Below are 14,449 nucleotides of genomic sequence, written 5' to 3'. Positions count from 1 at the left end.
GATCAGGGCTTCAAGATCATCCCGTTGCCCCTTTGGCGCGTATCTCGGTCACACCCCGGTCATGCCAGGCCGGCCGCGATGGCGCGGCGGACGGCGTCGGCGCGGTCCCGGATGCCGGCTTTGGCGAACAGGTTGTTGATGTGGGTCTTGACCGTGGCCTCGCTGATGAAGAGTTTCTCGGCGATGGCCCGGTTGGGCAGGCCCTGGCCGATAAGGGTGAGCACCTCGCGTTCGCGGCGGGTGAGGCCCGGGGGGAGCGACTGCGCGTCGGCCGGCGGGCGCGTGCGGACGGTGGCCAGGAGGCGGTTCTGCACCTCGTGGTTGAGTACGGACTGTCCCGCGGCGGCGGCCCGGATCGCACGGACGATGTCCTGGCGCCCCGCGTTCTTCGTCAGATAGCCGCGGGCGCCGGCGCTCAGGGCGGCCAGGATCGAGTCGTCGTCGGCGAAGGTGGTCAGCACGACCACGGCCGTTCCCGGGTGTTCCTCGCTCAGCCGGCGGGTGGCCTCGGTGCCGTCCATGACAGGCATGCGCAGGTCCATCAGGACGACGTCGACCGGTGTGGCGGCCACGGCGGCGAGCACCTCGGTACCGTCCGCGGCGGCGGCCACGACGTCGATGTCCTCGGTCATGTCGAGCACCGCGGCCAAGGGCTCGCGGACGGTGGCCTGGTCGTCGGCGACGATCACCTTCAACGAGCGCTCGGTCAGCGGGTCCTGCGGGTTCCGTGGCTCCTGGGCCGGTTCGTTCGTCGTCATCCTCGGATCACTGCCTCCACCTGCCAGCCGCCCCGGTCCGGTCCCTCGGTGAGCGGACCCGCGGTGAGGGTGCCGCCCAGCAGGGCGACGCGTTCGCGCATTCCTATCAGTCCCATGCCACTGCCGACACTCGCGGTCGCCTCACCGGTCGCGGGCCCGTTGCGGACGGCAAGGCTGGTCGAGGCGGCGTCGAACGTCAGCTCCACCGCGATCTCGGCCCCGGGAGCGTGCCGGGCCGCGTTGGTCAGCGCTTCCTGCGCGATGCGCAGCACGTTCTGGGTGACCTGTGCCGGCAGCTCTCGGACGGCCCCGGTGACGGTGAGCACCTCGCGGTGGCCGGACGACTCGATCATGGCGGTCAGGCTCTCGAGCAGCGGAAGGGAGTCCTCGCGCAGCGCGTGCACGGTCCACTGGGCCTGCTTCAGGCTCTCCCTGACAAGGCTCTGCGCCTTGTTGTGCGCCGCGCGGACCTTCTCCAGGTCGCCGGTGTCCATCAAGGCGTCCGCCAGCTCCAGGTGCATGTTGATCCCGGCCAGCGAGTGCGCCAGCACATCGTGGACGTCGCGGGCGATGCGGCCGCGTTCGGTGAGCACGGCCGTTCGCGCCTCGGCCCGCGCGGCCCGCTCGGCGGACTCGGCGGCCTGGAGCCTCGCCTCCACTGCCTGTTGCCTGCCGCGGCCCAGGATTCCGGCCACCACCGGGATGCCGGTGCTGAGGCCGAAGGTCCAGGTGAGCAACCGGTGATCGGGGCCGACGTAGAAATACGGCCTCAAATAGAAGACAGCGCCGCACAGCAGACTGGACAGGGCCGCGACCGCCAGGGCCGGCTTGAGGGCGAGGCGGTAGCCGGCGTGGCCGACGAGGAAGTAGGCGAAGAGGTAGCCGGAGCCGCTGCTGCTCACCTCCAGCAGGCCGGCGGACGCCACGACACCGGCGGTCAGCCAGACCAGCGCGGCCCGGTGTGGGAAGGCGGGCGGCAGGTGTCTGGCCAGCAGGGCGACCGAGTTGACCACCAGCAGGGCGACCACGGCCAGGCCGCGGCCGCTGACGCCCACCGGCCGGACGGTGATGACCGCGACGACGATGACCAGCAGGGTGACGGCCCACTGGAGAGAGGCGTCGTGCCGGAGCACGACCCGAGGGCCGGGCTCCCGTTCGGAAGCCGGCCCGGGGGCTGGGGGATTGTCGGAAGCGGACACGGCGCGACGATAACCCGTACTCAGACCGTCCGGTCCGCGGCGACCGCCGCGACCCGTCCGTCCACGGCCGGCTGCCGCAGCTCCCGGGTGGCCATGCGGCCGCGGAGAAATATGGTGCCCAGCCGCGTGACCACCTCGGTGAGTGCCATCAGCACGAACGCGGCCACCCACGCGTCCCCCGTGGTGATCTGGTGGGCCAGGCTGAAGCGGGCCACGTCGTCGGCGCCGCCGTGGTCGACCCACAGCTGGAAGCCCATCCGCGCCCCCATGCCCAGCACCCACACGGCCGCGGAGACCGCGCCCGCCTTGATGAACAGATGCGCGCCGACCTTGCGTATACGGGTGTAGACGCCGCCCACGACGCCGAGGGCCGCGCCGACGGCGACGAGCGCGCCGATCAGCACCAGGTCGTTGCCGGCCGTGGGCACGGTGGTCAGGTAGCTGTGCGCGACGAAGGCCACGATCCCCAGGGGGATCACGTACGACTTGGCGTCGAGGCGGCCCTCCCGCAGCTGCCGGAAGACGACGAGGAGGAGGGCGATGTCGGTGATCCAGTCAGTCGTTGACATGCCTCAAGCCTGCTGGCACGGGCCCATACGCGCCTGGACCCACGGGTGGAACTACGGGTGGAGTCCGGTCAGCCGGTGATCTCCCGGGCTCACGGGAGCAGCAGTCGTTCCAGCAGGACGACGAGAACAACAGATCGCCCCCTTTCGCCACCAGGTCGATCTGCTGATCACGATCCCCCGGGATCAGCACCACGGTGGCCCACGTGATGATCGCGGAGATGGGTGCGGACATCAGCCGGTTCCCGAGCGCCGGGCACCTGGCCGCCTGGGCGGGGCTCGCCCCCGGCAACCGCGAGTCCGCAGGGAAACGCAAACGGGCACCGACCCGGCACGGCAACGTGTGGCTCAAGGGCGGACTCGGCGTCGCCGCCCTGGCCATCGGCCGCACCAAGGGCACGTATCTCGCCGCCCAGTACCACCGGCTGCGACCGCGGCGCGGCGAGAAACGCACCATCGTCGCCGTCGCGCACAGCATGCTCGTCTCCGCCTACCACATGCTCACCACCGACGTGCCATACCAGGACCTCGGCCCCGACCACTTCACCCGCCGCCTCGGGGTGAAGAACGCCACCGCCGACGTCACCTCGCCCAACTCGACGCCCTCGGCTACGACGTCACTTTGGAACGACGACCGACCGCCTGAAGGGGATTTTCAAGAGAGCCTTCCGGGGCCAAGATCATCCCGTGGCGGGTTTCTGGCGTATCTGGGTCACACCCCTGTACGTGGCGACCGGGCTGGGCCCGGCTCCGGGCCCGTACGTGGCGGGCGTCTGAGCCCGGCCCCGGCCCGTACGTGGCCATCGAGCCGGTACTGTCGGCCACGATGGACAAGACCCTGCTCGTGACCAACGACTTTCCGCCCCGCCCCGGCGGCATCCAGGCGTTTCTGCACAACATCGCGCTGCGCCTGGACCCGGACCGGATCGTCGTCTACGCCTCCACCTGGAAGCGCGGCCGGGAGGGCGCCGAGGCCACCGCCCGCTTCGACGCCGAGCAGCCGTACCCGGTCGTCCGGGACCGTACGACCATGCTGCTGCCCATCCCGCGCGTCACACGCCGCGCGACCGCGCTGCTGCGTGAGCACGGCTGCACCTCGGTGTGGTTCGGCGCCGCCGCGCCGCTGGGGCTGATGGCCCCCGCGCTGCGCGCGGCCGGGGCGCGGCGGCTGGTGGCCACGACGCATGGCCACGAGGCCGCCTGGGCGCAGTTGCCGGCCTCACGGCAGCTGCTGCGGCGGATCGGCGGGGCCACGGACACCCTCACCTATCTCGGTGAGTACACCCGTTCCCGCATCGCCGCCGCGCTCGACCCCCGGGACGCCGCCCGGATGGTCCAACTCCCGCCCGGTGTGGACGAGAAGACCTTCCACCCCGGCTCGGGCGGCGACGAGATCCGGGCCCGGCTGGGCCTGGCCGAGCGGCCCGTCGTGGTCTGTGTCTCCCGGCTGGTGCCGCGCAAGGGGCAGGACACGCTGATCCGGGCCATGCCGAGGATCCTGCGGCGAGTGCCGGACGCGGTGCTGCTGATCGTCGGCGGCGGGCCGTATGCGAAGGATCTGCGCCGCCTCGCGGAGACCACGGGCGTGGCCGAGTCGGTGCGCTTCACCGGCCCCGTGCCCTGGGAGGAACTGCCCGCCCACTACGGCGCGGGCGACGTCTTCGCCATGCCCTGCCGCACCCGTCGTGGCGGGCTGGACGTCGAGGGCCTCGGCATCGTCTATCTGGAGGCGTCCGCGACCGGTCTGCCGGTTGTCGCCGGGGACTCGGGCGGGGCGCCGGACGCGGTGCTGGACGGCGAGACGGGGTGGGTCGTGCGGGGGGACTCCGCCGAGCAGAGCGCGGAGCGTGTTGTGGCTCTGCTGGAGGACGCGGAGTTGCGCCGCCGCATGGGTGAGCGGGGGCGTGCCTGGGTGGAGGAGCGTTGGCGCTGGGATCTGCTGGCGGACCGCCTCAAGTCGCTGCTGTGACGGCTTGGGCGGTGTCCGGCGGTACGCGTACGCCTGCGGCAGGCTATTCCCCTACCCGCCCCTTCCCACAACTGGGGCTCCGCCCCAGACCCCGCTCCTCAAGCGCCGGAGGGGCTGGAGTTCGTGGCTCCGCCCCGGACCCGGCTCCTCAAGCGCCGGAGGGCGGGGCTCCGCCGCCCGGGGCGCGCGGCCCGGGTGCTGCGGCCTGGTGGCCGTCAGTTGCGGTAGATGGCCTCGATCTCCGAGGCGAAGTCCTTCGCCACCACGTTCCGCTTCAGCTTCAGCGAGGGCGTCACATGCCCGGAATCCTCGGTGAACTGCGTCGCCAGGATCCGGAACTTCCGGATCGACTCCGCCTTGGACACCGCCGCGTTGCCGTCGTCCACCGCCTGCTGGATCTCCGCCAGCAGGTCCGGGTCCTCCCGCAGCTCGGCCACCGTCGCGCCCTCGGGCTTGCCGTGCTCGGCCGCCCAGCGCGGCAGGAACTCCTCGTCCACCGTGACCAGCGCGCCCACGAAGGGCCGGCCGTCGCCGACGACCATGCACTCGGCCACCAGGGCATGGGCCCGGATCCGGTCCTCTATCACCGCCGGGGCGACGTTCTTGCCGCCCGCGGTGATGATGATCTCCTTCTTCCGGCCGGTGATGGTGAGGTAGCCGTCCTCGTCGAGCGTGCCCACGTCCCCGGTGTGGAACCAGCCGTCCGACAGCGCCTCCGCCGTGGCCGACTCGTTGTTCCAGTACTCGGTGAAGAGGTGCTCACCGTGCAGCAGCACCTCGCCGTCGTCGGCGATGCGCACCACCGTGCCCGGCATCGGCTGCCCGACCGAGCCGATCTTCTGCCGGTCCCAGGGGTTGAAGGTGGTCGCCGCGCAGGACTCCGTCAGGCCGTACCCCTCCAGCACCGTGAAGCCGATGCCCCGGTAGAAGTGGCCCAGCCGCTCGCCCAGCGGCGCCCCGCCGGAGATGGCGTGGGTGGCCCGGCCGCCCAGCACCGCCCGCAGCTTGCTGTAGACCAGCCGGTCGAAGACCTTGTGCTTGAAGCGGAGCCCGAAGGACGGTCCGCCCGGGGCGTCCAGCGCCTTGCTGTACTCGATGGCGGTGTCGGCCGCCTTGTCGAAGATCTTGCCCTTGCCCTCGGACTGGGCCTTCGCCCGCGCCGAGTTGTAGACCTTCTCGAAGACACGCGGCACGCCCAGCACCAACGTGGGCCGGAACGCGGCGAGTTCATCGGTCAGGGACTTCACATCCGGCACATGGCCCAGCTTGATCGGCGCCAGTACCGCCGCGACCTCCACCAGCCGCCCGAAGACATGGGCCTCGGGGAGGAACAGCAGCACCGACGACTCACCGGTGTCGAAGATCGGCTTGAGCCGGGCCACCGCGTTGCCGCACTCGGCGAAGAAGCTGCGGTGGGAGAGCACACAGCCCTTGGGGCGGCCGGTGGTGCCCGAGGTGTAGACGATGGTGGCGGGGGAGTCGGCGTTGGCGATCGAGGAGCGCTCGTCCACCTTCTCCTCGGGCACGTGCTCGCCCAGCTTGCGCAGCGTCCCGATGGCGTCGCCCTCGATCCGCCACACGTGCTTCAGGGCGGGCAGGGTGTCCCGGACGGCCTCGACGGCGGCCTCGTGGACCCCGGTCTCGACCAGGGCGGCCACCGCGCCCGAATCGCTGAGGATCCACTGGACCTGCTCCGGTGAACTCGTCTCGTACACCGGCACGGTGACCCCGCCCGCGCTCCAGATGGCGAAGTCGAGCAGCGTCCACTCGTAGCGGGTTCTGGACATCAGGCCGACCCGGTCGCCCGGCTCCACACCGGCCGCGATCAGTCCCTTGGCGGCGGCGCGCACCTCCGCCAGGAACGCGGTCGCGGTCACGTCCTCCCATCGGTCGTCGACCTTGCGGCCGACCACGGCGACATCGGGATGCTGTGCGGCATTGCGGCGGATGAGATCCGTCAGATTGCCGTCGGCCGGAACCTCGTACAGGGCCGGAAGGCTGAACTCGCGCAAGACTGCTGCTCCTCGTGGGGCGCCGGCGCCGCTACAGGGCATGGGGGGTGGTGGACGGCCCGGACGTTACCCATCGGTACGCTTCCGGGATAGGGGTTCCTGCCCAGATGTTTGATGCGTCACACACCGCCTTCGTGCTGCCCGCAGACTAGTCGACGGGCGCCGCGTCCGCTAAGGAACCGCAGGTAGACGCGGGGCGGTGCGGCCAGAACACCTTACGGGCGCGGGCCCTTACGTCTTAGGGTGACACGCATGCGAGTCCACGTGGTGAGTGACGTGCATGGCAACAGTGAGGACCTCGAGAAGGCCGGTGCCGGGGCGGACGCCCTGATCTGCCTCGGTGACCTCGTTCTCTTCCTCGACTACGCCGATCACTCACGTGGCATCTTCCCCGATCTCTTCGGGGTCGAGAACGCCGACCGGCTGGTCGAACTGCGCACCGCCCGCCGCTTCGAGGAGGCCAGGGCGCTCGGCAACCGGCTGTGGGAGGGGCTCGATCGCAACGCGGCCATAGAGGCCGGGGTCCGCCGCCAATACGCCGAACTCTTCGCCGCGTTCCCCACCCCGACGTACGCCACCTACGGAAATGTCGACATACCGTCACTGTGGCCGGAGTACGCCCAGCCCGGCACCACCGTCCTGGACGGTGAGCGCGTCGAGATCGGCGGGCTGGTCTTCGGTTTCGTGGGCGGCGGGCTGCGCACGCCGATGCGCACCCCCTACGAGATCGACGACGAGACCTACGCCGCGAAGATCGCGGCGCTCGGCGAGGTGGACGTGATCTGCACCCATATCCCGCCGGAGGTGCCCGACCTCTGCTACGACACCGTCGCCCGCCGCTTCGAGCGCGGCAGCGCCGCCCTGCTGGAGGCGATCCACACCGTCCGTCCCAAGTACTCCCTCTTCGGCCATGTCCATCAGCCGCTCGCCCGCCGTATGCGGATCGGGGCCACCGAGTGCGTCAACGTCGGACACTTCGCCTCCTCCGGCACCCCCTGGACCCTGGAGTGGTGACCCGCGCGCGGTAGCCTTCAGCGGCAGAGGACCCATGCGGCGGACCGGTACGGAGGAGCCACGGCGATGGCGGAACACACCAGCTCGAGCATCACGATCGAGGCGGCCCCGGCCGACGTGATGGAGGTGATCGCCGACTTCGACCGTTACCCGGAGTGGTCCGGTGAGGTGAAGGAGGCCGACATCCTCACCAAGGACGCCCGGGGGCGCGCCGAGCAGGTGCGGATGCTGCTCGACGCCGGCGCGATCAAGGACGACTACACCCTCCAGTACAGCTGGACCGGGGACGACCAGGTCAACTGGTCCCTGGTCAAGTCGCAGATGCTGCGCACCCTTGACGGCTCCTACCGGCTCTCGGCGCGCGACGGCGGCAAGAGCACCGAGGTGACGTACCAGCTCACGGTCGACGTCAAGATCCCCATGCTGGGCATGATCAAGCGCAAGGCCGAGAAGGTCATCATCGACCGCGCGCTCGCGGGGCTGAAGAAGCGCGTCGAGGGCGTCTGACCCGCCCGGACCACCCCGGGCCCGACGGTGCCCGGGGTGGTCCACGGTGCGGGGTACGCTCCGGCGGGTGCGGATCACCGGACCCGCGCCGCGCACACCGACGTAACCCCCTGCCGGAGGCTCTCTTCATGCGTACGGTCCTCGTCACCGGTACCGGCGGCGCGGGCCGCACCACCGTGGCCGCCGCGACCGCCCTCGCCGCCGCCCGTGAGGGTCAGCGGACCCTGCTGCTCACCGCCGACTCCGACGGCACCCCCGAGGCGCTGCTCGGCATCGGCAGGCCGCGGGCCGTACCGGGGCGCTCGGCGGACCGGCTGCCGTGGTCCGTACCCGCCGAGCTCGCGCCGGGGCTGTGGGCCGCGCGGGTCGTCCCCGACGAGTGGTTCCGCGGTGAGCTGACCGCCCTCCAGGACCGCGGCCACGGTCTGCTCGACCTGCTCGGCGCCACCCCGCTGGACGGCGAGGAGCTGACCGCCCTGCCCGGGGTGGAGGCCATCGCGCTGCTGCGCGCCCTGCGCGCCGCCCAGACCGCCCCGCCCGGCACCGGCTGGGACGTCCTCGTCGTCGACATGCCGCCCGCGCCGGACACCGTCGCGCTGCTCGCGCTGCCCGAGCAGCTGCGGCGCTATCTGCGCCGACTCATGCCCGCCGAGCGGCAGGCGGCCCGCGCGCTGCGGCCGATGCTCGCCCAGCTGGCGGGGGTGCCGATGCCCGCGCAGAAGCTGTACGAGACGGCCGAGCGCTGGGAGCGGGAGCTGGCCGCCGTCCAGGGCGTGATCGAGTCCGAGGCGACTACGGTACGGCTGGTCGTGGAGCCCGGACCGCTCGCCGACCGGGCGCTGCGCACCGCCCGCGCCGGTCTGGCGCTGCACGGCTGCCGGGTGGAGGCGGTGGTCGCCAACCGGCTGCTGCCCACCGGCACCTCCGACCCGTGGCTCGCCGCGCTGTCGGGCCAGCAGCAGGACGCGCTCAAGGAGCTGTACGAGCAGTGGGCCCCGGCCGTCCCGGTCCATGAGCTGCCGCATCTGGGCCGCGATCCGCACGGCCTCGGCGACCCGCACCCCGGTGAGCCGCACCCCGGTGAGCCGCACCCCGCCGACTCGCACGCCGGCGACCGGCGGCCCGCCGACTCGCGCTCCGCCGAGCCGCACTCCGGCGACGGTGTCCGGCGTGCTCCGGCCGACCTCGCCGATCTCGCCCGGGTCGTCGGGGCCCCCGCGGCGCGGCCCGACCGGCCCGCCCCCGACCCCTGGACCGTCGAGGACCGGCTGGCCGAGGACGGGGTGCTGCTGTGGCGGCTGCCGCTGCCCGGCGCCGACCGCGACGGGCTCTCCCTGGTGCGCCGGGGCGATGAACTGATCGTCACCGTCGCGCCGTTCCACCGGGTGCTGCCGCTGCCGTCCGCGCTGCGCCGCTGCACCGTCTCCGGCGCCGGGCTGCGCGACGGATGGCTCCAGGTGCGCTTCACCCCCGACCCGGACCTGTGGCCGAAGCGGCTCTGACGCCCGCGTCCACGACGGCCGGTCTCCGGCTCTGACCCCACCCCCCTCCTTCGGGTAACGTCGGTCACAAGCCCGGATGAACGTCACCGGGCAGCCAGCATCCCCGCCGCAGGAGTTCGCCATGAGCGATGCCACCGAGCGCCCCCCGGAGCCCCCGGTCACCGATGTGCCGGTCACCGAGATCGACCCCGACGCCTGGGAGCGGGCCTGTGAGGAGGACCTCGCCGCCGAGCGGGCCAGGCAGCGGGCCCGGCAGACCACCGAGGAGCCGGGCAGCGTGGCCGAGGAGTTCCTCAAGCTGGCCGACGCGCTCGCCGAGAAGGTCGCCCAGACACCGATCGCCGGGACGGCGGTTCAGGGGGCCGTACAACAATTGATCGCACAGGCGAAGGCCGGCGTAGAACCGGTCATAGAGCGCAATCCAGAGGTTTTCGAACACCTCGCCAGCGCCGGGTCCGAGCTACTCGCCGCCTATCGCGCCGCCGTGACCGGCCAGGAGCGACGCTGGACCCAGGGTGCGGAGGGTGATTCCAAGGGCAGCGGCGAGAAATCCGAGAGTTCGAGTAGTGAACACATCGACCTCGACTGAGCGCCACCTCCGGTACCGTTAGCCTCGGCGGGGTTCGACCAAATAACTGAGGGACTCATGGGACTCACCATCGGCGTCGACATCGGCGGCACGAAGATCGCGGCCGGCGTGGTCGACGAAGAGGGCTCGATTCTCGAGACGAGCCAGGTTTCGACCCCGCACACTCCCGAGGGAGTCGTCGACGCCATCGCGGACGCGGTGCGCATCGTCAGCGAGGGGCATGAGATCGAGGCCGTCGGCATCGGCGCGGCCGGCTATGTGGACGACAAGCGCGCCACCGTGCTCTTCGCGCCCAATATCAACTGGCGGCACGAGGCGCTCAAGGACAAGGTCGAGCAGCGCGTCGGCCTGCCCGTCGTGGTGGAGAACGACGCGAACGCCGCGGCCTGGGGCGAGTACCGCTTCGGCGCCGGGGTCGGCCATGACGACGTCGTGTGCATCACCCTCGGCACCGGCCTCGGCGGCGGCATCATCATCGGCGGCAAGCTGCACCGCGGCCGGTTCGGCGTCGCGGCCGAGTTCGGCCACATAAGGGTCGTCCCGGACGGGCTGCTGTGCGGCTGCGGCAGCCAGGGCTGCTGGGAGCAGTACGCCTCCGGCCGCGCCCTGGTCCGCTACGCCAGGCAGCGCGCCGCCGCCACCCCGGAGAACGCCACGGTCCTGCTCGGCCTCGGCGACGGCACCTCCGAGGGCATCGAGGGCAAGCACATCAGCGACGCCGCCCGCCAGGGCGACCCGGTGGCCATCGACTCCTTCCGCGAGCTGGCCCGCTGGGCCGGGGCCGGGCTCGCCGACCTCGCCTCGCTCTTCGACCCCTCGGCGTTCATCGTCGGCGGCGGGGTCTCCGACGAGGGCGATCTCGTCCTGGAGCCGATCCGCAAGTCCTTCCGGCGCTGGCTGGTGGGCAATCAGTGGCGGCCGCACGCGCAGGTGCTCGCCGCCCAGCTCGGCGGCAAGGCCGGGCTCGTCGGCGCCGCCGATCTGGCCCGCCAGGGCTGAGACGCGAGGGGGGAAGGTGCCGCTCGCGGACCTGCCCGCATCCACCACCGGCCCGGACGCCGCGGTGGTGCGGGTGCTCAGCTACAACATCCGCTCGATGCGGGACGACCGCGAGGCGCTGGCCCGGGTGATCCGGGCCTGTGCCCCCGATGTCGTCTGCGTCCAGGAGGCGCCGCGCTTCTTCCGCTGGCGCAAGGCCGCCGCCTGGCTGGCCCGGGAGACCGGCCTCGTCTACACCACGGGCGGGGCCACCGCCGCCGGCCCGATGATCCTCACCTCGCTGCGCGCCCATGTGGAGCGCGCCGAGGACACCCTGCTGCCGCGCGTCCCCGGGCTGCACCGGCGCGGTTTCGCCACCGCCGTGCTGCGCTTCGGCGGCGGCCACCGCGACACCCCCCTCCGCGACCCCGGCCGCCCGGACAGCGGCCTCCGCGACACCGGCCGCCCGGAGAACGGCGGCGGCAACGGCGTCCGGCTCGGCGTGGTCAGCTGCCATCTGAGCCTCGCCGCGGCCGAGCGTTACGAACAGGCCGGGATGCTGCTGGACCACCTGACCGCGCTGGACGTCCCGTACGCCATCGCGGCCGGTGACATCAACGACCGGCCGGACGGCCGCGCCTTCCGCCGGATCGCGGGGAAGCTGCGGGACGGCTGGGCCACCGAGCCCTGGGGGAGCGAGGCCACCTTCTCCCCCAAGGACCCGCATCAGCGCATCGACGGGATCTTCGCCTCGGAGGGCATCGAGATCATCGGCTGTGGGGTCCCGGCCGGGCTGCCGGGCGTCACCGACGCGGACCTCCGCGCGGCCACGGACCACCTTCCGGTGCTGGCCGCCCTCAGACTGCCCAGGGTGTCCCCGGCCTGACGGGTGTCCCCGGCCTGAGCGGCCGGGCAGGAGCCGGAGCCGGGGCGCGCCCGGCTCCGGAGCGGTCAGCGGTAGCGGTAGCGGTCAGACGACGGCGCCGCGCCCCGGGTCGTCGTCCTCATCCTCGTCGTCGTCCTTCATCCGCAGCACCAGCGTGACGAAGCCGCCGAGGAAGCCGCCGACGCCCAGCGTGGCGATCCACCAGACCATCTCCACCTGGAACAGCACCACTCCGAGCAGCAGCAGCGGCCCGCCCAGCACACCGAGCCAGGCGAACCGGGAGGTGGTGTCGGACTCGGGCAGCGGGGGCGGCTCGGGCGGGACGAAATGGCCCTCGTCGGTCTCGTCGAAGTCGTCCTCGGACGGCTCCTCGGGCTCCCAGTCGCGGGGGCCCACACCCGGGGCGTAGACGATGAAGCCGCCCGGCTTCCCGGTCTTGTCGGGCTTGGTCAGCCCGCCCGTGGCCGCCTCGCCGCCACCGGAATCGTCGGTGTCCGTGTCGGTGTCGCCGTCCGCGGCGGACCGGCGGTCCCGGTCCCCGTCCCGCTCCTCGCCGAGGTTCTCCTCGAGGTTCTCGGCGGCGGGCCATCGCTCGGCGCCCGGCGGGTCCTGCGGTTCCTCCCCGTACGCGGCGACGATCGCGGCGAAGGCGGCGTCGTCGTCCCGCCGCGCGTCCGCCTCGTTCTCATTCGAGTCGCGCTCAGCCACTGGCCGCCGCCCCCTCCTTTCCACTGCCCTTCCCGAGGCCGGCCCGGGTGGTGTCCTCACCCATACCCGCCGTCAGCCGGGTGATGAACGTGTCCGTTTCCTCGAAGATGAACTCGGCGTCGTGGTCCAGCGTCGCCACGTGGTAGCTGCGCTCCAGCAGCCGCTCGGTGACGTCCCGCGAGGACACCTGACTCAGGATGCGCTCGGAGTCGGCCGGCGGCACCACATGGTCCTGGGGGCTGTGCATCACCAGCAGCGGCTGGGTCACCTGCGGCAGTTCGGCGTCGACCACCCGGTAGAAGCGGCGCATCGAGTGCACCGCGTGCAGCGGCATCCGCTCGTAGCCGGACTCCCGCGCCCCCGGCTTGGCGATGTCGCTCACGATGCCCTTCACCGACGGCACCAGATGACGCAGCACCGGAAGGGCCACGGCCAGCGGGTCGTGGATGCGGTTGGCCGGGTTCACGAGGGCCACGCCGCTGATCGCCGCGCCGTGCTGGGCGGCCAGCCGCAGCGCGAGCGCCCCGCCCATCGAAAGACCGCAGACGAACACCCGCTCACAGGTGCGGGAGAGCCTGCCCAGCTCGCGGTCCACCTCCGCGTACCAGTCCTGCCAGCCGGTGACGGCGAGATCCTGCCAGCGCGTGCCATGGCCGGGAAGCAGCGGCAGCGAGACGGTCAGACCACGGGCCGCGAGATGGTCGGCCCAGGGCCGAACGGACTGTGGGGAGCCGGTGAATCCGTGACAGACGAGGACGCCGATCTCTCCGCCGTCACGGCGGAACGGCTCGGCTCCGGGCAGGAGCGGCACCACGGATCTCCGTTCGCTGGGGAAGCGGGCTCGAGGTCCTCAGCGTACGCGGCGCGCCGCATACGGGGTAGGCAGGTTAAGGTCTCCTCGTCGGATACAGGAGGTCCCGGTTGTTCTACAGCGCAATGAAGCTGTCGGTGGGTGGCGCCTTGAAGCTCACCTTCCGGCCCTGGGTGGAGGGGCTGGAGCACATCCCCGCCGAGGGTCCGGCCATCCTCGCGAGCAACCACCTCTCCTTCTCCGACTCCTTCTTCCTGCCCGCGGTGCTCGACCGCAAGGTCACCTTCATCGCCAAGCAGGAGTACTTCACCACCCCCGGGCTCAAGGGGCGGCTCACGGCGGCCTTCTTCAAGGGTGTCGGGCAACTCCCGGTGGACCGCTCGGGCTCGCGCGGCGCCGGCGAGGCCGCCATCAAGGCGGGCATCGAGGTGATCAAGCGCGGTGAGCTCTTCGGCATCTACCCCGAGGGCACCCGCTCGCCCGACGGGCGGCTCTACCGGGGCAAGCCGGGCGGCCTGGCCAGGGTCGCGCTCGCGACCGGCGCCCCGGTGATCCCGGTGGCGATGATCGACACCGAGAAGATCCAGCCCCCCGGCAAGGTCATGCCGAAGCTGATGCGGCCCGGCATCCGGATCGGCAAGCCGCTGGACTTCAGCCGCTACCACGGCATGGACGGCGACCGCTTCATCCTGCGCTCGGTGACCGACGAGGTCATGTACGAGATCATGAAGCTCTCCGGCCAGGAGTACGTGGACGTCTACGCCACCGCCGCCAAGCGGCAGATCGCGGAGGCGGAGGCGGCCCGGAAGCAGGCGGAGAAGAAGCAGGCCGAGAAGGAGAAGGACAAACACAAGTCCGGCGCCTAGCCGCGCCGGCACCGGGGGTGGGGGACGTTGACGGAGCGGTCCAGGGAACGGTCCGGACGGGAGCGCGCCGGGGGCGGGCGCGTG

The 14,449-nt window shown here is 72.0% G+C and carries 15 protein-coding genes; 9 read left to right on the top strand and 6 right to left on the bottom strand.

The features are described 5' to 3' along the window. Window positions 1-59 precede the first annotated feature (59 nt). The 3 genes from ACT2CW_RS16735 to ACT2CW_RS16725 all read right to left on the bottom strand — a co-directional run bounded on the left by ACT2CW_RS16735 (window position 60) and on the right by ACT2CW_RS16725 (window position 2,526). Window positions 60-758: a response regulator gene (locus tag ACT2CW_RS16735; protein ID WP_445517135.1), complete on the bottom strand. Its 699-nt coding sequence runs from the start codon at window positions 756-758 to the stop codon at window positions 60-62. Continuing rightward, window positions 755-1,891, bottom strand: a complete 1,137-nt coding sequence (locus ACT2CW_RS16730) for a sensor histidine kinase (protein ID WP_445517134.1) — start codon at window positions 1,889-1,891, stop codon at window positions 755-757. Before ACT2CW_RS16730 ends, ACT2CW_RS16735 begins: the two co-directional genes overlap by 4 nt. Window positions 1,892-1,977: 86 nt before the next feature. Next, complete coding sequence (locus ACT2CW_RS16725; protein WP_445517133.1) at window positions 1,978-2,526, bottom strand: hypothetical protein; 549 nt, start codon at window positions 2,524-2,526, stop codon at window positions 1,978-1,980. A 206-nt stretch (window positions 2,527-2,732) separates the two neighbouring features. Here ACT2CW_RS16725 and ACT2CW_RS16720 point away from each other — a divergent pair, with 206 nt between their 5' ends. Both ACT2CW_RS16720 and ACT2CW_RS16715 read left to right on the top strand, forming a co-directional pair. Beyond that, window positions 2,733-3,371 (top strand): transposase, encoded by a 639-nt coding sequence (locus ACT2CW_RS16720; RefSeq protein WP_445517368.1) that lies wholly within the window; start codon window positions 2,733-2,735, stop codon window positions 3,369-3,371. Then, window positions 3,350-4,492, top strand: coding sequence for a glycosyltransferase family 4 protein (locus ACT2CW_RS16715; protein WP_445517132.1), 1,143 nt, complete (start codon window positions 3,350-3,352; stop codon window positions 4,490-4,492). The genes ACT2CW_RS16720 and ACT2CW_RS16715 overlap by 22 nt, the downstream gene beginning before the upstream one ends. A 215-nt stretch (window positions 4,493-4,707) precedes the next feature. Here ACT2CW_RS16715 and ACT2CW_RS16710 read toward each other — a convergent pair whose 3' ends face one another. After that, window positions 4,708-6,504: an AMP-dependent synthetase/ligase gene (locus ACT2CW_RS16710; protein ID WP_445517131.1), complete on the bottom strand. Its 1,797-nt coding sequence runs from the start codon at window positions 6,502-6,504 to the stop codon at window positions 4,708-4,710. A gap of 252 nt (window positions 6,505-6,756) precedes the next feature. Here ACT2CW_RS16710 and ACT2CW_RS16705 point away from each other — a divergent pair, with 252 nt between their 5' ends. The 6 genes from ACT2CW_RS16705 to ACT2CW_RS16680 all read left to right on the top strand — a co-directional run bounded on the left by ACT2CW_RS16705 (window position 6,757) and on the right by ACT2CW_RS16680 (window position 11,980). After that, a complete protein-coding gene (locus ACT2CW_RS16705) occupies window positions 6,757-7,518 on the top strand; it encodes a metallophosphoesterase family protein (RefSeq protein ID WP_164431971.1) in 762 nt (253 codons plus the stop codon). A gap of 66 nt (window positions 7,519-7,584) precedes the next feature. Continuing rightward, window positions 7,585-8,025 (top strand): SRPBCC family protein, encoded by a 441-nt coding sequence (locus ACT2CW_RS16700; protein ID WP_086884914.1) that lies wholly within the window; start codon window positions 7,585-7,587, stop codon window positions 8,023-8,025. Between the two features lie 128 nt (window positions 8,026-8,153). Next, on the top strand, window positions 8,154-9,527 hold the full coding sequence (locus ACT2CW_RS16695) for an ArsA family ATPase (protein WP_445517130.1): 1,374 nt from the start codon (window positions 8,154-8,156) through the stop codon (window positions 9,525-9,527). Between the two features lie 121 nt (window positions 9,528-9,648). Further along, entirely contained in the window at window positions 9,649-10,116 is a 468-nt protein-coding gene (locus ACT2CW_RS16690; protein ID WP_086884916.1) for a DUF5304 family protein, read from the top strand. Between the two features lie 57 nt (window positions 10,117-10,173). Then, a complete protein-coding gene (locus ACT2CW_RS16685) occupies window positions 10,174-11,115 on the top strand; it encodes an ROK family glucokinase (RefSeq protein WP_164431965.1) in 942 nt (313 codons plus the stop codon). A gap of 16 nt (window positions 11,116-11,131) precedes the next feature. Continuing rightward, a complete protein-coding gene (locus ACT2CW_RS16680) occupies window positions 11,132-11,980 on the top strand; it encodes an endonuclease/exonuclease/phosphatase family protein (RefSeq protein ID WP_445517129.1) in 849 nt (282 codons plus the stop codon). An 84-nt stretch (window positions 11,981-12,064) separates the two neighbouring features. On the opposite strand, the gene ACT2CW_RS16675 is transcribed toward ACT2CW_RS16680, so the two are convergent. Then, the gene (locus ACT2CW_RS16675) at window positions 12,065-12,688 is read right to left on the bottom strand and encodes a hypothetical protein (protein WP_445517128.1); all 624 of its coding nucleotides are present in this window, start codon (window positions 12,686-12,688) and stop codon (window positions 12,065-12,067) included. After that, a complete protein-coding gene (locus ACT2CW_RS16670) occupies window positions 12,681-13,499 on the bottom strand; it encodes an alpha/beta hydrolase (RefSeq protein ID WP_445517127.1) in 819 nt (272 codons plus the stop codon). The genes ACT2CW_RS16675 and ACT2CW_RS16670 overlap by 8 nt, the downstream gene beginning before the upstream one ends. A gap of 110 nt (window positions 13,500-13,609) precedes the next feature. Here ACT2CW_RS16670 and ACT2CW_RS16665 point away from each other — a divergent pair, with 110 nt between their 5' ends. After that, window positions 13,610-14,365, top strand: a complete 756-nt coding sequence (locus ACT2CW_RS16665; RefSeq protein WP_445517126.1) for a lysophospholipid acyltransferase family protein — start codon at window positions 13,610-13,612, stop codon at window positions 14,363-14,365. The last annotated feature ends 84 nt before the right edge of the window (window positions 14,366-14,449 follow it).

This window comes from Streptomyces sp. NEAU-174 (assembly GCF_052665095.1).
Note: the sequence above shows the minus strand (reverse complement) of the source record. Positions and strands in the feature narration are given on the sequence as shown.